Below are 24,456 nucleotides of genomic sequence, written 5' to 3'. Positions count from 1 at the left end.
TTATAACATAACGAGTCAGTTAAATAAATAATAAAAATTAAAAAAACAGGTCTAAATGAAATAAAACTCCAAACTGAAATCGCTTTCACTGAAGCGATTTTTATTTTGGGTTGCATGACCAAATTACAGTATCTTTTTTATCTTAAAGAAGATAAGACTTCCTACTACGATCAATATGCTGAGGAGAATTACAACAGGGTATCCCATCTTTGATTCAAGCTCTGGCATGTATTTGAAATTCATTCCATACCAACCAACGATCAGTGTGAGTGGCATAAAAATTGTAGTAACCACGGTAAGCACAGTCATAATCCTATTTTGCTTAACATCGAGCTGAGACTGATATAGATCATTTAACTGGATGGTATAATCTCTTATATGAGTTGCGGCTTCATACAGTCTTTCAACTCTGCTTGAAAACATTCTGAAGTATCTGAGGTTTTCTTCATTAAAAAAGCCATTTTCATTTTCTTCTAGTTCCTGACCAAGATCTAGGAGCTGTTCATAATGAGTTCTAAGATCTCGTATGTCGCTACGAATGTCATTATTTCGGCTCATGTCAGCAGCTTCTGTATCTGTCATTATTTCTTTTTCCAGATTATCGAGCTCCATCTCATAGCGCTGCATCGTAGAGAGGTCGTCATGTATGATAAGTTCCAAAAAGTCATAGAAAAATCTTTCGAGAGAAGGTTTTTTCCATTTTTTGAATCTTTGAATGCGTTTAACGATGTTCTCTACAGTATCCCCATTATCTATGAATACAATGCCAGTTTCATCAAGTGCATATGAAAACTTTTGAGGATCATCTGTGTGAGAAGATTGAGTTGGAATGCAGAAAGTTCCAGTGAGAGAGTCATAGTTAACTTCTGCTTTTGTAGTGAATATTTCCTCATTGCTTATATCAAAATCAAGTCCCATATCAAAGTTTTCACTTTGTTCTGCCCACTGTGCAGGAGTCAAGATAGCAACATATGGGGAAGCGGCATCATGACACTGTTCTGCGCTGCATTCTTCTAAAGTGTTATTGATCAGAAAATACATATTTTACCTCCATATGCGTTAAAATCGATGATAACAAAAATCATCAGTTTTTGTTGATCTTGTTTAGCTCACTAGTTTCTATGATAACAAGTAATGTAGTGTCTTTACCAAGTTTTCTTTGAGAATCAATGAATCCCCAAGGAGTCTGGCTATCTTTAACTGCAACTACGTTTAATTTGTATTTTTTTCTGAGCTCTAATTCAATAAGATTTTTACCGATCCAATTCTCTCTAGGTTTGATCTCTACTAAAGAAAGAGTATCGTCAAGCTGGAAGTAATCCATAAATGTGTCAGAGAGCAGGATTCGAGCTGACTGATTTCCACCAAAATCCTCAGGAATTATGATCTTGTCTGCTCCAACTTTCTTTAGGATTGAAGACATTCTTTCTGATGAACTTTTGGCCACAACAAGAGGAACTCCAAGCTCTTTTGCTACGGCTACTACCATGATACTTGCTGACATGTTTCGTCCCATGGCACATACTACAATGTCCATGTTTTTGAGATCTAATGCCTTGATCTCTTCTTCGTTTTCTAGATCAGCAACGACAGCAACTGTGCAAAAGCCAGCCATTTCCTTTATGGTATCTTCGTCTTTATCAGCAACAAGGACATCTGCCCCCATGTCGTAGAGGGTCTTTGCCAGGCTGACGCCATATCTTCCAAGTCCTAGAACTGCAACTGATTTTTTCATTTTTTTCTCCTTTATCCGACGTAAAATTCGCCTTCAGCGAATTTGCATGAATTCTTATTTGGCTTACGGTTAGCAAAAAATATTGCCATTGATATTGGACCAATTCTGCCTAAATACATTGCTATGATAATTATAATACGACCGGCAAGATTAAGGGTCGGGGTAACATCTCTTGTAAGACCAACAGTGGCTGAAGCGCTTATTACTTCAAAAAGTGAATCAACTACCGTGATGGCAGGATTTGTTGCCAGTAGTATAAGAGTAAGGACAATTACTGTAAAAGAGCTAACGGCAAGTATGACAGAAGCTTTTCTCATGAGATCTTCGGTTACTCGTTTGTGAAAAACCAGATTCTTTTCATCACAATTTATATAGTTGATTATATTGATAGCTGCGAGGAAAAAAGTGACTGTCTTTATTCCACCAGCGGTACCTACAGGGGATCCGCCTATAAACATTAGAACATAGGATATTACGCATGATATATCTGTCAATCCCTTCTGCGAAAAGCTTGCAAAACCGGCAGTTCTAAGAGTTATAGACTGAAAAAAACTGTTTATGATCTTGTCGGAAAGCGACATGGTTCCTATTGTTGCTGGATTGTTGTATTCAGCAAAGAAAATGATCAAAGCACCCAAAAGTATGAGTGAAAACGTCATCGTAAGGACTAACTTGGTGTGTTCAGTAAAGCGTTTTATTATTGTTTTGGGTGAATAGTTTTTCTTGATACCTTTTTTTATTCCGGATGATATGTCGAACCAAACAACATAACCAAGGCCGCCAAGTACAATTAGTGTCATTGTGATCAAAAGAACTGCTGGATCAGAGTGAAACTGCCCCATGCTCGTTGGACCTATGATATCCATTCCTGCGTTACAAAAGGCAGAAACTGAATTAAATAATGATGCCCATAATCCCTTTGCTAGACCTAAAAGTGGTACGAGACGAAATGAATAAAGGATAGCGCCAAGAAGTTCTACCATAATTGTTCCACGGATGATCCTGACAAGCTTTCCAAGTATACCAGATCGTGAATTTAGATTTAATGCATCTTTGAGCATCATTCTTTCGCCCATAGTAAATTTCTTTTGGGATACTAGTAAAAATGTTGATGCAACGGTTATTATTCCAAGTCCGCCAATTTGAGCCAGGATAAGGATAATTACTTGACCAAAGGTGCTCCAGTGACTATATGTATCTGTAACAACAAGACCTGTAACGCAAACAGATGTAGTTGCTGTGAAAAGTGCTGTAATAAAGTCGGTAGTTTCGCCCATTGCAGTAGATATTGGAAGTAAAAGGAGTATTGTTCCAATAACAATTGCTCCTAAGAAGCTCAGTGGTATCAAATGTTCAGATGAAAAACTCCACTTTTTCATGGTGCTCCTCCACATAAAAATCATTAACAGTAATAATATAATAATACATCCCTCAAAAAGCAATAAATATCGCATTTATGGTAATTGTTAGAGTTATTTTGCTGGTGCATAGAAATAAAACAGGCAGGTCGAATGACCTGCCTGTTTTGAGCCCTCAAGAAACCACATCCACATTTTTATGCTCCGGTAAAGCTACGCTACCATCGCTAAAATGCATGTTCCAAATTTCATAAGGAGATTATACATTATATGTTCGAATGAAAGCCTAAAAAAAATAAGAAAAATTTATAACTAATCTATTAACAAAATGGTAGTATTAGATTGATTTATTTATTTTGAAAAGAATGAAAGGGATATCTTATGAAAAAATGGGTTAGAGCAAATTATCAGCCAGCTATGCCACTTTACGGCGATACAAGGGTTACAGCCGGCACTGAACATATCGAGTTGTCAAAAAATGCCGCTCTTGAAGGGATGGTACTCTTAAAGAACGAAAAGGGAGCTTTGCCGTTATCAAAGGGCAAGAAGGTAGCTCTTTTTGGAAAAGGAACCTTTGATTATGTAAAAGGTGGTGGCGGAAGCGGCGATGTTTACACCAAATATATTCATAACATCTATGATGGATTCAAAATCCTTGGAGTAGATGTATATGAACCAGTCTGTGATTTTTATAAGAAAAATGTGGAAGAGCAGTATAAAACTGGATCTGCTCCTGGAATGACAGTGGAGCCTGTCTTAGAGGATGAACTCATAAAGGGGGCTAAAGCATATACAGACACAGCGATCATCAGTATCAGTAGATTTTCTGGAGAAGGTTGGGATCGTTCAGATGTAGAATATGACGGAGAATACAATCCTTGGGGCAATGAGGTAAGCATGCCAAAAACAGCAGGAAAGATATTCCCTGAAGGAGATTTTTATCTTACAGAAAACGAGAAAAAGCTGATTAATCCGGTAAAAGAAGCCTTTGCAAATACAATAATTGTGTTAAATACAGGCGGTATTGTAGATACAAAGTGGATAAAGAACGACAGTGCTATAGAAGCAGCTCTTTTAGCTTGGCAAGGTGGAATGGAAGGCGGATTAGCTGTTGCTGAGGTTCTTATGGGATATGTTAATCCATCAGGTAAGCTCCCAGACACATTTGCTGCAGACGTAGACGACTATCCATCAACAGCAGGGTTCCACGAGTCTCCAGAATATGTTGATTACACAGAAGATATATTTGTGGGTTATAGATATTTTGAAACCCTTTCTGGAGCAAAAAATAAAGTGGTATACCCATTTGGCTATGGCCTTTCTTACACAAACTTTGAAAAAGAGATTATTAAAGTAAAAGAAAAAGGCGATGACATAACTTTTGTTGTTAATGTTACAAATACTGGAAAAGTTAGCGGAAAAGAAGTTGTAGCCATTTATCTTTCAGCACCACAGGGTAAGCTTGGAAAAGCGGCAAAAGTATTAGTTTCTTTTGAAAAGAGCAGACTTTTAAAAGCTGGAGAATCCCAGGTAATGGAGCTTTCAGTTAATAAATATCAGTTAGCTTCATATGATGATCTTGGAAAGATAGAGAAATCTTCCTATGTTGTTGAAAAAGGTGATTATAAGTTTTTCATTGGTGGAAGTGTAGCTGAGGCTGAGGAGATTGACTATACATACGCTCAGGATGACGATGAGATATATGAAAAGCTTTCTGAGAAGCTTAATCCCGTGTCATTAAAGAAAAGGCTTCTTGCTGATGGAACCTATGAAGATCTTCCTACAGGTCCAGCTAGAGACAAGGATGAATGCATTTTTGAAAAGATGGTGCCAGGAACAGAAGAGGCAATGGTCCCAGAAGAGAAAGGAAGAGCAAGGTACCTTCTCATGAATCCATATAAAGAAGGTGTTAAGCCTCTTATAGACGTGTTTGATGGCAAAATGTCTGTTGATGAATTTGTAGAGCAGCTTGATGATGAAGATCTTATAGATATTCTTGGTGGTCAGCCTAACAGAGGTGTTGCTAACACATGGGGAATGGGCAATAAGCCTGAATATGGTATTCCAAATGTTATGACTGCTGATGGCCCTGCAGGTGTAAGAATTAATTCGGAATGCGGCGTTGCAACAACAGCTTGGCCTTGTGCAACACTTCTTGCTTCTACATGGAACAAAGAGCTGCTGTATGAAATTGGTGTTGCAGGTGGAGAGGAGCTCAAGGAAAACAACCTCCAGATATGGCTTACGCCAGCTGTAAATATTCACAGAAGCCCACTATGTGGTCGTAACTTTGAATATTATTCAGAAGATCCATATCTTGCTGGAAAACTTGCTGCGCAGATGGTTAAGGGTATTCAATCAAATAACGTAGCATGTAGCGTAAAGCATTTTGCTGCAAATAATAAAGAGACCAATAGAAAACACAGTGATTCAAGAGTTTCAGAGCGTGCGCTTAGAGAAATATATCTCAAGGTATTTGAAATTATCGTTAAGGAAGCCGATCCATGGACTATCATGTCGTCATACAATGTGATAAACGGACAGAGGGCGTCAGAGTCAAAGGATCTTTTAACAGGAATTCTGCGAGATGAATGGGGATTCAAGGGAATGGTAACAAGTGACTGGTGGAATAGATCCGAGCAGTATAAAGAGATTCTTGCAGGTAATGATGTTAAGATGGCAAATGGTTACCCAGAAAGAGTAAAAAAAGCACTGGAAATGAGAGCTATTACCAGAGAAGACCTAAAAAAGTGTGCTAAGCGTGTTATTGAGATGATCTTGAAGCTGGATTGATTCATTGCAAATAGAACAATCATATCTTGCAATAAAATCGAAATATGGCACATAAATTTCCTGTTATGAATATATATTTTTAAAGCTCCATTATATACAATATTTTCAACAACAGATAACATTGGTTTTTATTTTAGAAAGGATGGTGAGGATCATGTTATCAATGCTGTTTATCATATTTTTCCTTATGATCTTTGGAAGAATGCTTGGCTTTGCAATTAAAGCTACTTGGAGCATCATGAAAGTTTTGGTGTTTCTAGTATTTCTGCCACTGATATTGATAGGTTTGTTGATGGGGGGACTTATTTACATCGCATTCCCAATTCTTATCTTGGTTGGAATTGTAAGTTTAATTGCAAAAGTTGTAGTTGCTAGTTGATTTGAAAGGAGAATACAAATATGGAAATTACATTAGAAGCTGTTGAAAAGGTAATGGATCAGACAGGAGTTGAATTCAAGGTTGCAAAAGAAGCACTTCAGAAAACTGATGGCGATGTTGATGCAGCAATCAAGCTTATTCAGCCAGATATGAAAGATATAGGTGAAGACACAAAGGCAATAATTGATAGACTTAAGAAAAAGGTTGAAGAAGGCAATGTCGATAGAATCCAGATCAAAAAGGATGACGAAGTAGTATTTAGTGTTCCAGTAAATGTTGGAGTTGTTGGTGGAATCCTTGGTTTTGCCGCAGCACCTTGGGCACTTATTGCAGGAGCTGCAGCCGCATTTGGACTTGGTTGTAAGCTTGAAGTTGTAAAAAAAGATGGAACTACAGACGAAGTAAAGTAACCGCTAAAGGAAAATATGAAAAAACAGGTCAGATGGTTTAAAATGTCTGACCTGTTTTTTTTTATGTAAGATTATTGTTTTTTTCATCTACGGAATAAATTGCTTTAAGAATTATTGGCGTCAAAATAGAGCTAACTACGATCAAAAGAATTACCGAAGTAAAATATTTACTATCGATGATCTCGGCCTTAAGCCCCCTTTGAGCAACGATTAGTGCAACTTCACCTCTTGTCATCATTCCAACGCCAATCTTAAGTGCGTCAGAGTTATTGTACTTTAAGAGTTTGGCAACTAATCCGCACCCAATTACTTTTCCCAAAAGACCGGCCAAAACAAAAGCCATGGAAAAAGCTAAAATTGAAAGATCTACGGTTCTAAGGTTGGTCTGTAGTCCGACACTTGCAAAGAAAATAGGGCCAAATATCATATATGAACTAATATCCATTTTTCTGTCGATATAAGCAGAATCGTCAAGAGAACTTAGTATAATACCAGCAACATAAGCACCGGTGATATCGGCAACTCCAAAATATTTGTCAGCAACATATGCAAGAACAAAAGCCAGTGCCATTCCTATAATTGGAATTCTACGAGTATGAGGCCATCTGCGAACAAAACGTTGCATGATCTTAAAGATAATAACACCGGCAATAAGTGAAAGTGCAAAGAACGCTACAGTTTTGATGCACACAGCACCAAGATCAGCATTTGGGTCCTTTAGACCAAGAACAGCGGTAAGCACAACAATACCGATTACATCATCGATAATAGCTGCACTCATTATTGTCGTACCTACATCAGTTGATATCTTGCCGAGCTCCTTAAGGGCTGAAACAGTGATGCTAACAGAAGTAGCAGTAAGAATAGTTCCAATAAATACAGCTTCCACAAATGTAGAAGTTCCAGGAGCAGAAAAACCATAAAAGCACATATACATAATTGTTCCGAGAACCAGAGGAAAAGAAACTCCAGCAATAGCAATTGCTGTAGCCTTTAGGCCAGATTTCTTTAGGTTGTCGATATTGGTTTCAAGACCAGCGCTGAACATTAGGAGTATTACACCAATTTCAGCCATTCCTGACCAAAAATCATTGTCAACAACTATATTAAAAAGAGAGGGACCAATAAGTAGACCTGCGATAATTTCTCCAGCTACTTGTGGAGCCTTGAGTTTACGGGCAATAAGACCAAATAGCTTAGCGCTTATAACAATGATAGCCAGATTTCTCAATATTTCTAATGTATCCATTTTAAAAATCCTTTCGAATCCTAGTAATTTTCGTGCAACGTCTTAAATTATACTTCCGACTTTTGTTAATAACAAGCGTCAAACTGCAACTTATTTTTTCGTAGTAAATGTGTTATACCTGTAAGGTGTGCTTAAGGGCATCAATTTTTTGTTGAAAGGGTATACAAAAATGAAAAAGGTATTTGTTATTATGCTTACAGGGCTCATGATAATAGGGACTATGGGTTGTGCAACAGAAAATAAGAAGGAATTTGTAGTAGCCGAGCATGAATCTGTAGAAGCTATTTCAGAAGAGTCTTTGGACGAGGTGACTGAAGAGGAATCCACAGAAGTTGTTACGGAGGCTTCTTCAGTTGAATCGACAAATGAAGGAAAAAGAGCCGCTAAAGAGGGCAATGAATTGTTTCAGCAATTTCTCAATGATGAGCTTGAAGTTAACGGAAGTACATTTTCTGAGATATTTGAAGAAGTAATAGAATTCAATGGAACTCCTGATGCTTACTACATTGATCTTGACGATGATGGAGAAGATGAGCTACTTGTGGATAGTTTCTACTATGGTTGGGAAGTATACGACATTATTGATGGTGAGATTAAGCATATAGATGGCGGATGTGGAACAGCAGACAACACTAGTATTAGAAAGGGAAATGGGCATTATTATATTGCACATACTGACTTCATGCATTCAGGAAGAAAGTTCATGGAGCTTGTAAGGTTTGATGAAAAAGGCGAAGTAATTGAAACCATCTACATTATTGCTATCTATGAAGGACAGGATGACTATGACGAAAACAGTACCTTCTATTATTACGAAGGCGATATAGAGAATGCCTATGATGACGCTAATCTCATAACAATGAAGCAGTATGATGATTACATGGATAGTTACGTTTCTCTAGAAGAATCGGAATATAAATCAGCTTGGGAAGAATAAAAAAGTCATATAAATAGGATACGCCTCGATGAGCGATGCTCCTCGGGGCGTATTTATTAGGATTATAATTGGTTGTTTTTGATAAAAGGAATTAGATATCAGCTGCTATGTCAATGTTCTCGCCTGTGATTCCAATCCAAGCGCCGTTCTTGGCTTCTGATGATTCAGCATGAGCAAGGAGCCACTTATTTGTAGCTGTCATAAGCTTGTCTTCCTGATTGGCAGGTGTAAAGCTAGGCATTCCTACGTTTGTGCCTTTTGGCAAACCAACAAGAACCTGGAAGCCTGAATCTTTGCTAGCCTGACATGGAGCATAATGAAGCGCTGTAGCGTACACCTCGATCATTGTTCCTTTAGGGCAAAGGAAAGCCTTAACTTTGCTGGAATCTATCTTGTGATCTACAATCTCTTCTCTTTTCGCAAGAAGAAGGATAAAGTCTGTAGCACCAAGGTTGATCTCGCTTGAACGATGATATTCAAGGCAGTTAAGTTTTGTGTTGTGACCATTGCACCATCCAAACTGCATTGGTGAGCCGCCAAAAAGAGAGTTAGCGATTCTGTCAGCTGCTGGAAGCTCCTGAAGAACTTTCTCTTCAGCTACATAGTCTGTTCCTTCAGGGATTGGAGTTTTATCTCTTAATGCTTCTTCAATCTGTTTTTTTTCTTCTTCGTAGCCTTCAATGATTCTTCCATAGTTTGTAAACTCTGGATCTGTTACTTTTAATATTTTCATTTTGCCCTCCTATAATAGTCAAAATACATCCTCTCATTTTTCAATGATACATCTTGTGACGGATCATTTCTTATCATTATGTAGCGAAAACAGTTCAAATATTGCTGAGAGTTATTTCAAATATTGCATGGCTATATAGTAGGAGATATTAAATCTTCTAAATCCTGAGTATTTTTTACTGTCTATATAGATCTCAGAATATCTGGAATAATGAGCAGTTTCAAAGGCGTTCATTAATTCTTCATTATCTATAATTGCAGGAACGGCGTCGTAGGATAAATTGTTGCAAATGTAACTTTTGACGGAGTCGTAATCATCAATCTGTTCTTCTGCAGCAGTAAGATCATAGCGGGCAATTTGATAATCTGGGTTGCTATAAATGAAGGCTAAAAATGCGAGGGTGATCGCTACCATGCAAGCTCTGAATACAGGAAAATTCTTGACGTACATGCTTGCAATAAGGAACGCGAGCCAAAAGCACAAAACTACGAGGAACCATAGAACAAAGAGTCTAAGGAATGTTAAATGATATACTTCAACGTAAAGGATCATTCTCATGGCAGATGAAGCGATCATTATATATGTGCAGGTTGCAATTAAGGTCAAAAGAATCTTCAACACCTTGGATTTGCTGAAAAATGCCTGGCAGATTGAGACCATTATAATGTTTAAGATACATACTGCAAGAAGCTGGTAAAAGCCTTCGTGGGCATATTCTGCGTATGTATATCCCGCGGGAAGAGCTATGCTTCCGCTAAAGAGATAGAGAAGCTGAATGGCGCAAAATAAAACATAAACAAGTCCTATAATGCTAGTAAATGTGATGGCTATTACTGGATTTGTTGTACCTTCACCTTTAACTTTGATTCTAAGCTCTTTTAAAACCATGGAAGTAATAATGGTATATGCGCTCCAAAATCCCAAAAGGGCTGTCAGAAACATCATGATTCCGTGATATACGTCTTCAGATATATCAAAGTCAAACTTGATGCTTGAAAGGAAGTTTTCAAAAACAAGGTCAGCAGAGCACAGTAGTGGAATAATAATTATCAAAAGTGGAATGGCGATAGAAATACCAAGGAACACTGCTGTAATTGTTTTTTTCTTCTCGTTATCGACAATTTTTCCATTAGTTATCTTGTAAGCCTTATGATCTGAGATAGGACGAGCAAGGTGTTCAAGTGGCTTGAAAATGACACACAACAAGCTTAAAAACCATGCGCCAATATCAAAACCTGTTGTATCAACATACAGATAGACGATAAAGCTAAAGAATAAAAGAAAAATGGCAAGCCTCTCTAAAAATTCGAGAGCAGAGCTGGTTGTCATGCATCTGTGTATAGAAAGAAGCATCAAAGAAACAACATAAAATACTCCTAAACCCTTTTTACCATGGCAATCTGCTAATAATGAAAATCCATCTTTAGCTCTAAACAGCTTGAGAATGATAAGAGCTCCAGCCATAAATATAGGATATGTAATGCTCGCGTGATTATTGTACAAGCAAAATCCGTATACTAAGCCAAATACAAGAGATAATAATCCGTACTTTTTAAAATGCTCAGCATTTCCTGTAGGTGCAGATGTAGGTGGCATAGGTGTAACGTTGTTGAATTGAGGTGCCTGTGCACTAGAACCATTATTGTACTGTGGCATCTGATTATTGTTGGTTTCCATACTTATTCCTCCTGATCATCAACATATTCTAGGATATCTCCCGGTTGACAATCCAAAGCTTTACATATTGCATCAAGGGTCTCTAAACGAACCGCTTTTGCTTTGTTGTTTTTTAAAATAGATAGATTAGCCAAGGTAATTCCTACTTTACCGGCTAGCTCAGTTAGTCCTATTTTCCGTTTTGCCATCATGACATCTAAATTTATCACTATCATATCTCTACCTACTCCATTAAATGGTCAAATCATTTTCCTGTTTGTATCTCACAGCCTTATCAAATACTCTTGCCAGAACCTTGCTAAATAGCCCAGCGAAAAGAAATACACCAGCAATTACAATGGCTGAAGGAGTGAAATATACAAAGCATCTAAGGAGCTTTATCACAGTTACTACAAATGCGTAGGTACCCATACGATATAAGCTTTTAACATTAGCATCAACAAAACAGTCATCATCTATAACAGTCTTCATCATCTTGCGAAGCTCATACAAGATCAGAAGTGCTGCGATTCCAACAAGCATTATCGAAACAACTGCATACCAATAATGGTCATTGATCGCGGCATATTCCGTTGTTTTCCCCAACACTTGTAACGCAAGCTGTACGGCGTGTTTTAATAGAAAAGGAACGGCGATGACTGCCACAAGGCCAATATAAAAACAAAAATCTAAGATGGCTTTAACGAAATTATTTAGTTTGCTATCCATGTTAACCTCCAAGTACTTGTATATTGTCTTTATAACATGGATTTTTTTGATTTGCAATATAATTTTATTGTAAATCAATAAATATTTTTTGAATCACAGAAAAGAACCATAAAAAAATGAAACACCTTTTGGTGTTTCATTAAGCATAATTGAAAAGACATTTATTTGTTACGTTGTCATCGAGAAGATAGCGATGTTTAATCTATCAATTCTAGAAAGATAAGTTTTATTGGTCGGTATATGAATAAACCTCTTTTTTTGCGTTACTATAATTTATTCCAGCACGCTTAAACAGTTCAGTGATCGTCACAAATTCGTATCCCTGCCTTTTGAGCTCTGGGATAATAGTATCCAAGGCTTCAACAGTAGCGTCATTACCTTCTAGATCGTGAAGCAGTACTACAGCACCATCTTTTGCGCCTTCAATAGCTTTTTTGGCGCGCTCTGCAGCTCCGACTTCAGGAACCCAATCATCACAACCATAGCCACTTATAAAGATAAGTGGAATTGATTCCATCATTAGATCATTTACATAGATGTAAGGTGGTCTAAAAAAAGTTGGTTCCTTACCTGAAATGGCAACTATTCTTCTGGTTGTTTCATCTATTTCAGCTTTTATTGTATCAGCGTCAAAGATTCTCATATCAGAGTGAGTAAGAGAGTGGTTTTGTATATCACATCCGTAATCAAGTTCCTCCTTCACGATATCTTCTCTTCCAGGAATATAATCGCCAATAAGAAAAAAGCTTCCTATAACGCCATATTTCTTGAGTTTATCAAGAACTTTTCTTGTTGTTGTGTCAGATGGACCATCATCAAAAGTAAGTGCAATGTATTTTTTCTCGTTCATAGTCAAAATGCCTCCTTACGTCAGGTTATATAAACTATATAACTGTATTAAGACAAAATCTACTTAAAAAAACATCTTCTATTATCAAAAAATGGCAATGTCAGGGGAGCCTTTCTTGCTATACAGAATATGAAAAGCTGTTTCTCCGCTTAAAATCTTGAATACATGGTATGCAGCTTATATAATGCTAGAAGGATAGTCAATATTATAAGTAATCAGGCCGCGGTTTTTGTGTAACATCAGGAGGATAGACATATGAGAATAGTATTTGTAAGACACGGGGAACCCAACTATGAAAAGAACTGCTTGACCGAAACAGGTATTGTTCAGGCTAAGCTTGCTGCTGATAGGCTAAAGGAAGAAGGAATAGAAGAAATATGGTCATCTCCTTACGGAAGAGCTATGGAAACCGCTGAGGCTACTGCTAAAGTATTAGGTCTTCCAATTAAGATTCTAGACTTTATGAAAGAACTCGATTGGGGAGGAATAAATGATGTTCCTATTTTTTCAGATGGACATCCTTGGGATATTGCAGATGAAATGGCAAAGCGTGGAATGGATCTAAATGATCAAAATTGGGAAAAGAATGAGTTTTTTTCTCATAACAGGGTTGTAAATTCAGTTCACCAGGTTGAAAAAGGCATAGACGAATGGTTGTCAGAACTTGGTTACGATAGACACGGCCTTTATTACGATCATAAAGTTGCTGAGGATGAACACAAAACAGTGGCATTATTTAGTCATGGAGGTTCATCAAGCGCGGCACTTGCGCATATTTTGAATCTTACATTTCCATACATGTGCGCTCTTTTACATACAGATTTCACAGGCATTACCGTCGTACGAATGGATAAAAAGTCTGGTATCGGTTCAATGCCATGTCTAGAGATTGCAAGTGATTCAAGACATATTCAGAAATGACAAGTAACAGGAAAAAATAAATGATAACATGGATAATTGCCACTATTGCAGCTTTTTTTATCAAAGGACTATGCGGCTTTGCGAATACGTTGGTTTTTAACAGCATTTTGGCTTATGGAAATAACAATATAAATGTTTCTCCAGTCGAATTACTACTAGGTTACCCTACAAATATCATAATGACTATAAGAGAACGAAAATCGATCAAAATATCCATCTTTATTCCAACAGCGATATTGGTGATTGCAGGTAGTATACCAGGAGTTTTTTTACTAAAAAATCTGGATGCCGTTATCGTTAAGATCATCTTTGGAATTGTTGTCATACTGATCGGCCTAGAAATGCTCATAAGAGAATACTCCAATAGTAAAACAAAGGGATCTAAAGCACTTCTAACTGCTATAGGATTATTGTCGGGTCTTTTATGCGGGCTTTATGGAATAGGTGCATTGCTTGGAGCTTATATCAGTCGCGTGTCAGATGATACAAAAGAGTTTAAGGCCAACATATGCGCAGTTTTCATTGTAGAAAACACCTTTAGGATTGTTTTATATGCGTTGACCGGCATAATGACCTTAGAAGTGATAAAAAAAGTCATTCTTCTTTTTCCATTTATGATACTTGGACTGCTTTTAGGAATAAAATTAAGTAGTATATTAGATGATAAGGTAATCAAAAAAATAGTAATTGTCATGCTGATTATTTCAGGGATAGCCTTGATCATTAACAATATCTGATGGCTATTCAAAAGCACATGTTATTCTAAGCTTTTAATATATCAATAGGAATTGGGGGTATATCTATGTTTGAAGACAAGGAATTATATATTAAAAAATTGAAGCCATATCTTTATCTTTTGGATGAGAACCACGAGGCAAGTGCATTTGTAGTAATCGGAGAAAAGAAAGCGTGCCTTATCGATACTATGTTGGGATATCATGACTACAAGAAAGTCATCAGTGAAATAACTGATAAGCCTATAATGGTCATAAATACTCATGGTCATCCCGATCATATCTACGGAAATATCTTTTTTGACGAAGCATATATCAATCCAAAAGACATACCAATGACAGAAATGTTTGTAAATGACCCTGCGTTTGCTGAACCATGCAAGGCTATGGGTATATCAATGCCTCCATTTAAAGAAATAAAAGGCGGAGACATTGTTGATCTTGGAGGAAAAACGCTTGAAATCTATGATCTTCCAGGCCATACATATGGTGGAATACTTCTTTTGCTGAAAGAAGATAGGATCCTTTTTACCGGAGATTCGATCAATCATCATTTATGGATGCAAACTCCTGGCGGAGTATCCCTTACAGACTGTTTAAAAGCCATTGATAACGTGCTATTTCTGGAAAATGAAGCCGACCTTATATTACATGGACATGCAAGAGATTATGATGATATCTCACTTATGAGATGTGTACGAGACGGAATTCAAGAAATCATCGAAGGAAAAACTCAAGATGATAAACCATATGAATGGTTCGGAGGAGTGTGCAAGCAACATGCGTTTAAGGTATTAGAAGGCAAGCATTATCAACAAGATGACCATGTGATCGTGTATCAAGAAAATAATATTTAAACTCTAAAGACCGGCTTCTGAATAAAAGTCGGTCTATTTAGCTTATTGTGCTATAATCATAAACAATTATTAGTAAACTAAGTAGCATTACATGAAGGTGAGTAGAATGAAAAAAGTTATCATAAGTGGGGGAATCTTAATAGCTTGCTTGATAATAGGTATAGCTTCTATACTTCTTTTAAATAATAAATTAGCTGATGATAATGATATAAGCGCAGAAGTGATAAGTGTCGAGGATATTTCCGATATAAGTGAAGCATCTACAACTTCTACTACAATAGCAGAGACAAGCTCGGAGGCTAGCACAGAGGCAAGCTCAATTAGTAATATATCTGTTACAGAAGCAAGTTCAAGCGATCCTCAAGCTGCAAGTACTGAAGAAACTGGTGAAAAAATAAACCTTTCAGACCTAGTTAATGCTAGTAGTGTAGGCGAAAATTCTTCAGTTACATATGGAATTGACGTATCACGCTTTCAAGGAACTATCGACTGGGCTCAGGTAGCTTCCAGCGGCGTCGAATTTGCGATGATAAGAGTTGGTTATAGAGATTCATCAACTGGTGAAATCAAGGCAGACACAAATGCAAAATACAACATGCAAGAAGCTGAAAAGAACGGAATAAAGATTGGAGCATACTTCTTTTCAACAGCAGTTACTACCGATGAAGCAAAAGAAGAGGCGAACTGGGTTGCAAGTTATATTGCACAGTACCCCATTACCTATCCAGTAGGGTATAACTGTGAAGGCTTTGAAAATACATCCAGCAGACAGTATAGTCTCACGCAGGATGAACGTAGCAACATAGCAATAGCTTTCTTAGAGCAGATCTATAATGCTGGATATACACCAATCTTCTACGCTTCAAGAAATGAATTGTCAGAAAACGCCAAGTGGAATACGTCTCAGATAGAAAAGAAATATAAGATTTGGATGGCTTGGTACAATCAGGACACTTCAAACATAGCAAAAGGCCCTGCCTATGGTGGACAGTGTGCAATGTGGCAATATACCAACAATGGCAGCGTGGCAGGAATCAGTAAACCTGTCGATGTAGATGTGGCCTATTTTGGTTACAATGGCATAGAATCAGCAAAAGACACATCTGAAAGAGAAACCGCTTCTGCCGATGTTGAAGCACTAATGAAATTTGATCCTGTAGATGAGACCGTTACAGCAAAAAGCACCACAAATTTGCGAGACAAGCCAAGTCAGGGAAGTGATAGTACAGTAAAAGTAACGTTGCAAAATGGTCAAACTGCTCAGAGGACAGGAATAAGCCCAAGCGGTTGGTCGAGACTTGTATATGAAGGCAACACATATTACGCTGTATCAAGCTTTTTGACCACAGATCTAAGTGCACCAAAACAGGAATCACCTCAGTCTGCGCAGCAGACTTCTGATAATTCAAGTTTCAAAACAAAGTTTACTGATTGCAACGAGACTGTCACTGCAAAAGATGTAGTAAATCTTAGAAATAAGCCAAGTGTAACAGATGCAGATTCAGTTGTTGTGGCTACACTTAGTGCAGGTGACACGGCAGTCAGAACTGGTATAAATAATGAATACGGCTGGTCTCGCGTAGAATATAACGGTCAAACACTATATTGTGTAAGTAGCTATTTAAAAGTTGTTGAATGATTATTGGGGAATAATCAAAAGACTAAGTGAAAATGACATCTAAGGAGATATGTAAATGACTGCAGAAGAATTGTGGAAAGAATATTGCTCCAATAAAAATATCGATATAAATACACCTTATGAAGCATGGGCTTTTGGGGGTGATCCTGATGGACTTGCGCAACTTGTTCTTGAAGGAAAAAAGTTTGGAACAGCAAGTTTGTACGATGCATATGTAATTGAAGATGCTCTCGATGAGATTCCCAAAACAGGTGACTATAGTGTCATATTAAATGCAAATGATGAGGCTTTATGCGTAATAAGGGATTATGACGTATATGTCAGACGTTTTGGAGATGTCTCCCCTTTTCACGCATATTCAGAAGGAGAAGGAGACCGATCCTTAAACTATTGGAGAGATGTCCACCAAAGATTTTTTGAAGAAGAGCTAAGTGAATATGAAGACACAAACCTTACGATCGATCCAGAAACAAGGATAATCTGTGAAAAATTCTGTGTTGAATATATTCCAGGAAAAGAGCTTGATGATGACCTGATCTATATAGAACCCACCATGGAACTAGCCGACGAAATAGCAGCGTACAAGCAGGAAATGCTAGATGCAGGTTCAAGTTTTGATGGTTGCTTCTCTATGAAAAGGCATGACGAAATAAAAGATTATGTTGATGATTGCATTAACTGGGCAAATCCTAGACGAGAAGCTGATGGACATGGAGCTTGGGGAAATGTTATCTTTGCACTTCGTAAATCTGATAACAGAATTGTAGGATGCATGCAGGTTCACAATGTTCTTTCCGAAAGAATGGAGAAATACACGGGACATGTAGGATATTCTGTAAGACCTTCAGAAAGAAGAAAAGGTTATGCCAAGAAAATGCTTGCTAAGGCATGTGACTTCCTTTCAATCTTTGGATTTGACGAAATAAATGTCAGCTGCCTTCCAGAAAACGAAGCCAGCAGAAAAACCATCCTTGCTAATGGGGGCGAATATATAGAAACCGTCTTCTTGGAATGTGATGGAGTTAATCTTGAGAGATATAAAATAAGACTTAAATGATCAATTGATCGCAACACCGGACTATTTTACTTAGTCCGGTGTTTTTTATTCGCAATATCTGAAGCTTAAGTGCTATAAAGTGATAAGCATAAACAAAAAGCCTAGCTTATACTTACTCAAAAGACAATATGAAAGAAGACATCGCGTTATGAAAAGGAAATTACTGATTGGGTTAGTAACACTGGGAATAATATTGACTGGTTGTGGAAAAAGCTCTATTTCTGCCGATGAAGAAAGTTCTATAGCCTCATCTACGGCAACTGAATATGAACCTGGGATAGAAGAGGCCATTGCCTTGGAACAATCCTACACAGAGGAAGCCTCAGAAGAAGCCTCTCAAAGCACCTCATCAGAAGAGCAACATGCAGAAGTAGGTGATATTGTCCTTCCAAAATATACAGCCATGAGAACTGATGAAAAAGGTGGCACAATAGAGCATATCACTTACACAGCGCATGATTACGCAGGTGATGGCAGCGAATATACCAAAGAGGCCAATGTTTATCTTCCTGCTGGGTATAGCACAGATAAAAAATATAACGTAATGATCATCCTCCACGGAATCGGCGGAGACGAGAACGAGTGGGGCCTTAATAAATCAACTTCAAGAGTTAAAGCAATCATGGACAACCTCGCTTACTATGGCGATATTGAACCATTTATCGTAGTTGCTGCCAACGGCCGCGCAGGGAAGGTTGGAGGCAAAGAAGGCTCTGGAATAAATTCTTTTTACCTCTTTGGTCAAGAGCTCAGAAATGATCTGATTCCATATATTGACTCTCATTACAGTACCTATGCTGACTATTCTGAAGGATATGACCTCTCGGAAGCAAGAGAGCATCGCGCGATTGCAGGTCTTTCAATGGGTGGAATGCAGACTATTAACATAGGAATGGGAGAATGCATAGACATATTCGGCTATTTTGGAGCTTTTTCCGCTGCACCTACAAGTAATACTGCTTCAAAAACAGCATCTATTCTCAAAGATAATGAATATCCTATATATTATTTCTATAACATCTGCGGTCTTCAAGATAAGGTTGCTTATCCAAGTGCATCAGCTGCAGCAAAAAACCTCCCTCAGCTCTGCGACCAATTTGTAGATGGGGAGAATTTTATGTGGCAGGAGATTGCCGGAAATCACGATTTTAGAATTTGGTATCTTGGATTTTACAATTTTGCTCAGCTAGTGTTTAATAAGTAGTGCAAATATTTAGCTAAGCAAAATTGGAGTATAAGTTTTTTAATGAATATCTTAAATGTAGAAAATGTATCTAAAACATACATGGCAAAGTCTGTCCTTAACGATATTTCTGTAGGAATAAATGACACTGACAAGATTGGCGTAGTAGGCACCAATGGAACTGGAAAATCCACGTTGCTTTCAATAATTGCAGGAGTTGTGGAACCAGACGCGGGCCAAGTCGTTATCAGTAACGGTCTTAGAATCTCATATCTTCCTCAGAATCCTGAATTTGATATGAATAAGACACTTTTGGAAAATATTACAGAAAAAATCTACGCCGGTAATGATCACTGGGACAAAATGGGGGAAATAAAGGCGAATCTAGCTAAATTTGGTATCGATGACCCTGAATGTAACCCTTCAATATTATCCGGTGGCCAAAAGAAAAGAGCTGCTTTAGTTGCAGCGATAATGACACCATCAGATCTTTTGATCCTGGATGAACCTACAAACCACTTGGATTCTGATATGATAGAGTGGCTTGAAGACTTTTTGCAGCACTTTAGAGGTGCACTTCTTATGATCACTCATGACAGATATTTCCTAGATGAAGTGACAAATCAGATTCTTGAGATAGACAAAGGATCTGCGTATCGTTATGAGTCCAATTATTCAGGCTTTCTAGAGCTCAAACAGCAGCGCCTGGACTACGAACAAGCTGCCGAAAGAAAAGCCCAGTCTCTTTACAGAAAAGACCTCGCCTGGATGCTGAGAGGAGCCAGGGCCCGTTCTACCAAGCAGAAGGCACATATCCAAAGATTCGAAGAACTCCGCGACAGACAACGTCCTGAAGAGGAAAGACAGGTTCAGCTTAGCTCACTTCCTAGCCGAATGGGCAATAAGACCATTATCATTGACAAAATTTCTAAGTCCTACGAGGACAAAGTTCTTTTTGCGAACTTTTCCTATACCTTTAACAAGCTTGATAGGATTGGGATCATAGGTCCTAATGGTTGCGGCAAATCGACACTTATGAAATGTATTATTGGCCAAATTTTGCCAGATACAGGATCTATCGAAATAGGCCAAACTATCAAGATTGGCTTCTTTGGACAAGAGAATGAGGCCCTTGATGAAAATAAAAGAGTCATTGACTATATCAAGGACACTGCTGAATTTATAAGAACTTCAGAAGGCCTTGTTTCAGCTTCCGTCATGTGCGAAAGATTCCTCTTTAGCCCTGACATGCAATATGCACCTATTTCAAAACTTTCTGGAGGGGAAAAGAGAAGATTATACCTCTTGAGAGTGCTTATGGAGCAACCAAACGTCATAATCCTGGACGAGCCAACCAACGATCTGGATATTCAAACCTTACGTATTTTAGAGGATTACCTCGACGGCTTTGCAGGAATAATCATAACTGTAAGCCATGACAGGTATTTCCTTGATAGAGTAGTAACAAGGATATTCGCTTTTGAACCAGACGGCTCACTATATCAGAGTGAAGGCGGCTATTCAGACTACGTAGTTCATAAAAAAGCTACCGAAACAGTTAATGATAAGGTCCCTGGCAGCAAAAATGCCACATCACAGTCACAGACTGATGATACATGTGGCAAAGGAAAATATCGTACTCCACGTGAAAAGACTAAGCTTTCTTATAACGAGCAAAAGGAATATGACAATATCGAATCTGAAATTGAAAAATTAGAAGAGCGAAGCGCCCAGCTGGAAGCAGCCATAACTGAAGCTGCCACGGATTATCCAAAGCTCGTTTCTTTAACCAAAGAAAAAGATGAGGTTGACGCTGAAATTGAGCGCAAAATGGACCGATACGTTGAGCTTCAGGAAATGGTGGACAGCTTCCAGAATGGGAAATAGCTTATTTTATTGATCCTGCATTGGCTTTATCTACCGGTGAAAAAGGCACCCAAACATACTTACAGTCAGGTGTTACATACTCTACATCCTTGATCGTACCTTTTTTTGCAAGAGCGATAGCTGCTTCAACGCATGCTGCGCCTTGTCCGGAAGCAGACTGATAAACAGTGAACTGCATGCCACCATCAAGAATAGACTGGCATCCTTCCGCAGTTGCATCAATACCTACAACAGGTATCTTGGCTGTATCAATTCCCAGTTCCTGCATTGCCTGAACAACACCAAGAGCCATGGAATCATTGTTACATATAACACAATCATAAGGCTGTTTGGTTCTTAAGAAAATTTTGAACCCTTCAGCCGCTTTTTCTGTATCCCAATAAGCAGTGTCATTAAATACATAAGTTGCATCTATGCCGTTATCTTTAAAGTATTTTTTTACCGCCTTGGTTCTGTTGATAGCTGCAGGATGTCCGGGCTGCCCCTGGAAAATTACGACATTTATTGAACTTGGTTTTCCAAGCTTGTTCCATACATACTCTGCCTGCATCATTCCTGCGTCAATTTCATAACTTCCAACATAAATATATTTATCCGCACTAAGATGTTCCTCATCGGGCTGAGAGTTTGTGAATATGATAGGAATATCCCCTGCAGCAATTTCAAGCTGTAAAGCTGTGTCGATATCTACCGGATTGCAGATGATCGCACTGTATCCTTTAGTTGAAGCTTCTCGAATCTGCTCAACCTGTTCATCAGCGGTAGCACATGGAGCCCCAAGATCAACAGTTACTCCGGTTCTAGAGCCTGCTTCAACAACAGAATTCATAATGAGCTCCTTGAAGTCATCCAGGACAATTGTTGAGAAAAAAACTTTGACTCCAGAGCCATCTATAGAAGCGCCACCAGCATTTGCAGAAGCATTACCACATCCTGCTACGGTAAAGGTGGTCACTATAGCAAGCATTGCTATACTGATTATTTTATTAAATATAGTATTCTTCACAATAAGACCTCCTCTTAAATCTTAAACTGTTGAACATGGGAAGAAAGAGTGTCAGATGTATTAGCAAGTTCGTGGGAATTGTTAGCTACATCTTCACTGTTTTTAGAAATAGTCTTGGCCTGTTCAACCATGTTCTGTGAGGTTGCCAGTATTTCATCAGCGCTTGCTGCCTGTTCCTCAGAAATAGCAGCAACGTTGGTTGCTACGTCATCTACCTTCTGAACATCTTGTATCATTTCTTCTATGCAGTCATTGGAAGCTTGAATGTTTTCATAAATCTGATCAAAAGTTTGAACTGCAATACTTATAAGTTCGCTGTTTTCTTCGATACTCTCAGCACTGGCATTTGCCTGTCCCACTGCTTCATCGATAAGTCTGTGCACTTCTTCAATGAGATTTGAAATATTTGTTGCGCTTTCTGAGCTTGTCTGGGCAAGTTTTCCAATCTGAGTAGCAACTACAGCGAAACCTTTTCCTGCTTCTCCGGCGCGAGCAGCTTCGATAGAAGCATTGAGTGAGAGAAGATTGGTCTCTTCTGCAATTTCAGCGATCATGCTTACAATATTCGTAATTTCTTCTGAGGCTGTTCCAACTTCATTGATCGCATCTACAAGCTTGCCGTTAGCAACCTGTATGCCCTCCATAGCATTGGAAAGCTTTTCCATATCCTCGCGGCCTTTCTGCGAAATCTTCACTGTTTCCTTCATGGCATCGTCAGCCTTGTGAGAATTATCACGTGTGTCGGCAACAACAGCTGCAAGTGTTGTCGCATTATTAGCAATATCGCCTACAGCAATAGCCAGCTGATCTACAGTCTCATTTAACTGTTGCATTGCTTCAGCCTGTGACTGTGACGCTTCGTACATATCCTTTGATACAGAATCGGAATTCTCGGACTCCTGTTTGAGCTTCTGAGATTGATCACTGATACTCGAGATCATATTTCTCATACTTTCAACGAATTCTGCAATTCTACCACTCATTACGCCTATTTCATCATTACTTTCCTGCTGGACATCTATTGTAAAGTCGCCTTCACTCATGGCGCGAATACTATTGGTAATTCCTGCCAAAGGAGCTACGACTTTGCTTACAACAAAGATAATAAGGATAATAATGACAATAACAGATATGGTTCCTGCAATAACCAGATAATTAGTAAGCTCCTGTATGCTTGCCATTATGACATCTTCTGCAATATATGAGACAAGAACCCAGTCTGTACCTTTGATTTCCTTGAACGCTACTACATAGGATCCAATTTCTCTTGTGCTATATTCTCCATCCTTGATAGCCTGAGCTACGCTACTTAGTAGCGCGTCACTGCTGTCAGTGCTCAGAGTTGTAGAAACAAGGGAAGAATCTCTGTGCGCAAGTATAGTGTTATCGTTTGTATCAACAAGGAAAGAACTGGCCTTCTCCATCTTTACTCCGGAGTTAACAATAATACTGATCTTATCAAGCGTAACATCCGCAGCGATAACCTTTATGGAATCATCGCCATAATTAATTATGGCAGATGCGCTGACAACGTTCTTACCTTCTGCATTTTTATAGGCAGTTCCATATTGCATATTTGCCCTGCTAAGTCCCTGCTTGTACCAGGTAGAATTTGTAGGATCTGATTCTTCAAGCTCAGAATTTGTGGGTTTTATAAACTTTCCATCAGATGTAGCAATATGAAGTCCTTCAGGGGAATTACTGTTGAAACCATAGTAGGAATTAAGAATAATCTGAAGCTGTTCATCATCTGGATTTAAGCCCTCAATACCTTGCTTCGCTGTTTTGAAAAATTCAAGATTTTCATTCAACCAGGATTCGATGTTATTCGTCTGATTGGAAATAGAAGAGTTGAGGTTTGAAGTAGCAAGATCAGTCATGCGTCTTTTAGACATAGTAGTTGCAATAATAACAAGTACTGCAATCATGATCACTACTATAGGAACAATGTAAATAAGCAGTTTGTTTCTAATCTTCCCGCTCCTGCGGATTATGGTACTTTTTTTACTCATAATGAGCTCCTTAATAAAAGTATAGAGAAAAAAACACAGCCATCTACTATTAAATTTAGCACATTAACAAACGCAAATCTGTATTTTTGTTATTAAATTTTCATTAACCATTTGATTCAAATTCTTCCAGATAAAGGCTTCCAGATACTTCCAGATAAAACAAGTAATGCAATGTTTTACGAAAAATTACAATTTTGCGAAAATGTGATGCGAATAACCCTCTTTGGGTGATATGAAGTAAAATACATATTTTAATGCGGATATACGAGACTTAATGCTTAATAAAATAGTATTATGCAATAAGTTCCGGATGTATTTATAATTATAGTAT

General features: G+C 38.1%; 22 protein-coding genes. 11 read left to right on the top strand and 11 right to left on the bottom strand.

From position 1 onward, the window contains the following. Positions 1–123: 123 nt before the first annotated feature. Genes BUA02_RS14465 through BUA02_RS14455 form a run of 3 tightly spaced genes read right to left on the bottom strand, consistent with a single transcriptional unit; the run spans position 124 to position 3,114 of the window. Positions 124–1,041 (bottom strand): magnesium transporter CorA family protein, encoded by a 918-nt coding sequence (locus BUA02_RS14465; RefSeq protein ID WP_072705457.1) that lies wholly within the window; start codon positions 1,039–1,041, stop codon positions 124–126. A 43-nt stretch (positions 1,042–1,084) separates the two neighbouring features. Next, on the bottom strand, positions 1,085–1,735 hold the full coding sequence (locus tag BUA02_RS14460; protein WP_072705456.1) for a potassium channel family protein: 651 nt from the start codon (positions 1,733–1,735) through the stop codon (positions 1,085–1,087). A gap of 11 nt (positions 1,736–1,746) precedes the next feature. Further along, on the bottom strand, positions 1,747–3,114 hold the full coding sequence (locus BUA02_RS14455) for a TrkH family potassium uptake protein (protein WP_072705455.1): 1,368 nt from the start codon (positions 3,112–3,114) through the stop codon (positions 1,747–1,749). 360 nt (positions 3,115–3,474) lie between these two features. Here BUA02_RS14455 and BUA02_RS14450 point away from each other — a divergent pair, with 360 nt between their 5' ends. The 3 genes from BUA02_RS14450 (at position 3,475) to BUA02_RS14440 (ending at position 6,675) form a co-directional block, all read left to right on the top strand. Next, the gene (locus tag BUA02_RS14450) at positions 3,475–5,886 is read left to right on the top strand and encodes a glycoside hydrolase family 3 protein (protein ID WP_072705454.1); all 2,412 of its coding nucleotides are present in this window, start codon (positions 3,475–3,477) and stop codon (positions 5,884–5,886) included. A gap of 154 nt (positions 5,887–6,040) precedes the next feature. After that, positions 6,041–6,265 (top strand): hypothetical protein, encoded by a 225-nt coding sequence (locus BUA02_RS14445; protein WP_071174836.1) that lies wholly within the window; start codon positions 6,041–6,043, stop codon positions 6,263–6,265. A 20-nt stretch (positions 6,266–6,285) separates the two neighbouring features. Then, entirely contained in the window at positions 6,286–6,675 is a 390-nt protein-coding gene (locus tag BUA02_RS14440; protein ID WP_071174837.1) for a DUF4342 domain-containing protein, read from the top strand. A gap of 61 nt (positions 6,676–6,736) precedes the next feature. Here BUA02_RS14440 and BUA02_RS14435 read toward each other — a convergent pair whose 3' ends face one another. Beyond that, entirely contained in the window at positions 6,737–7,924 is a 1,188-nt protein-coding gene (locus BUA02_RS14435; protein WP_072705453.1) for a cation:proton antiporter, read from the bottom strand. A 169-nt stretch (positions 7,925–8,093) separates the two neighbouring features. On the opposite strand from BUA02_RS14435, the gene BUA02_RS14430 reads away from it, so the two are divergent. Beyond that, positions 8,094–8,861: a hypothetical protein gene (locus BUA02_RS14430; RefSeq protein ID WP_072705452.1), complete on the top strand. Its 768-nt coding sequence runs from the start codon at positions 8,094–8,096 to the stop codon at positions 8,859–8,861. A 91-nt stretch (positions 8,862–8,952) separates the two neighbouring features. On the opposite strand, the gene BUA02_RS14425 is transcribed toward BUA02_RS14430, so the two are convergent. From BUA02_RS14425 to BUA02_RS14405, 5 genes are all read right to left on the bottom strand, one after another. After that, positions 8,953–9,594 (bottom strand): DUF4867 family protein, encoded by a 642-nt coding sequence (locus BUA02_RS14425; protein WP_072705451.1) that lies wholly within the window; start codon positions 9,592–9,594, stop codon positions 8,953–8,955. 111 nt (positions 9,595–9,705) lie between these two features. Beyond that, positions 9,706–11,271 (bottom strand): DUF4153 domain-containing protein, encoded by a 1,566-nt coding sequence (locus BUA02_RS14420; protein ID WP_072705450.1) that lies wholly within the window; start codon positions 11,269–11,271, stop codon positions 9,706–9,708. Positions 11,272–11,273: 2 nt separating this feature from the next. Further along, a complete protein-coding gene (locus BUA02_RS14415) occupies positions 11,274–11,486 on the bottom strand; it encodes a helix-turn-helix domain-containing protein (RefSeq protein WP_071174842.1) in 213 nt (70 codons plus the stop codon). Between the two features lie 16 nt (positions 11,487–11,502). Further along, the gene (locus BUA02_RS14410) at positions 11,503–11,979 is read right to left on the bottom strand and encodes a DUF2975 domain-containing protein (RefSeq protein WP_072705449.1); all 477 of its coding nucleotides are present in this window, start codon (positions 11,977–11,979) and stop codon (positions 11,503–11,505) included. A 226-nt stretch (positions 11,980–12,205) separates the two neighbouring features. Continuing rightward, complete coding sequence (locus BUA02_RS14405) at positions 12,206–12,829, bottom strand: polysaccharide deacetylase family protein (protein WP_072705448.1); 624 nt, start codon at positions 12,827–12,829, stop codon at positions 12,206–12,208. 255 nt (positions 12,830–13,084) lie between these two features. Between BUA02_RS14405 and BUA02_RS14400 the strand changes: the two genes are divergently transcribed. The 7 genes from BUA02_RS14400 to BUA02_RS14365 all read left to right on the top strand — a co-directional run bounded on the left by BUA02_RS14400 (position 13,085) and on the right by BUA02_RS14365 (position 21,107). Continuing rightward, positions 13,085–13,750, top strand: a complete 666-nt coding sequence (locus BUA02_RS14400) for a histidine phosphatase family protein (RefSeq protein WP_072705447.1) — start codon at positions 13,085–13,087, stop codon at positions 13,748–13,750. A 20-nt stretch (positions 13,751–13,770) separates the two neighbouring features. Beyond that, on the top strand, positions 13,771–14,487 hold the full coding sequence (locus BUA02_RS14395; RefSeq protein WP_072705446.1) for a sulfite exporter TauE/SafE family protein: 717 nt from the start codon (positions 13,771–13,773) through the stop codon (positions 14,485–14,487). A 65-nt stretch (positions 14,488–14,552) separates the two neighbouring features. Then, positions 14,553–15,341 (top strand): MBL fold metallo-hydrolase, encoded by a 789-nt coding sequence (locus BUA02_RS14390; RefSeq protein ID WP_072705445.1) that lies wholly within the window; start codon positions 14,553–14,555, stop codon positions 15,339–15,341. Between the two features lie 106 nt (positions 15,342–15,447). Continuing rightward, positions 15,448–16,980 carry a GH25 family lysozyme gene (locus BUA02_RS14385; RefSeq protein WP_143147441.1) on the top strand — a complete coding sequence of 511 codons (1,533 nt, stop codon included), beginning with the start codon at positions 15,448–15,450 and terminating at the stop codon, positions 16,978–16,980. A 55-nt stretch (positions 16,981–17,035) separates the two neighbouring features. Next, positions 17,036–18,037, top strand: a complete 1,002-nt coding sequence (locus BUA02_RS15625) for a GNAT family N-acetyltransferase (protein ID WP_083572790.1) — start codon at positions 17,036–17,038, stop codon at positions 18,035–18,037. 148 nt (positions 18,038–18,185) lie between these two features. Continuing rightward, on the top strand, positions 18,186–19,241 hold the full coding sequence (locus tag BUA02_RS14370; protein WP_083572789.1) for an alpha/beta hydrolase-fold protein: 1,056 nt from the start codon (positions 18,186–18,188) through the stop codon (positions 19,239–19,241). Between the two features lie 42 nt (positions 19,242–19,283). Next, positions 19,284–21,107 carry an ABC-F family ATP-binding cassette domain-containing protein gene (locus BUA02_RS14365; protein WP_072705442.1) on the top strand — a complete coding sequence of 608 codons (1,824 nt, stop codon included), beginning with the start codon at positions 19,284–19,286 and terminating at the stop codon, positions 21,105–21,107. Between the two features lies 1 nt (position 21,108). Here BUA02_RS14365 and BUA02_RS14360 read toward each other — a convergent pair whose 3' ends face one another. Together BUA02_RS14360 and BUA02_RS14355 are read right to left on the bottom strand one after the other, a co-directional pair. Beyond that, positions 21,109–22,113, bottom strand: a complete 1,005-nt coding sequence (locus tag BUA02_RS14360) for a substrate-binding domain-containing protein (RefSeq protein ID WP_083572788.1) — start codon at positions 22,111–22,113, stop codon at positions 21,109–21,111. 14 nt (positions 22,114–22,127) lie between these two features. Continuing rightward, positions 22,128–24,125, bottom strand: a complete 1,998-nt coding sequence (locus BUA02_RS14355) for a methyl-accepting chemotaxis protein (RefSeq protein WP_072705441.1) — start codon at positions 24,123–24,125, stop codon at positions 22,128–22,130. Between the last annotated feature and the right edge of the window lie 331 nt (positions 24,126–24,456).

Source organism: Butyrivibrio hungatei DSM 14810, from assembly GCF_900143205.1.
GTDB classification, from domain to species: domain Bacteria; phylum Bacillota; class Clostridia; order Lachnospirales; family Lachnospiraceae; genus Butyrivibrio; species Butyrivibrio hungatei.
This window is presented reverse-complemented; position numbering and strand designations above follow the sequence as displayed.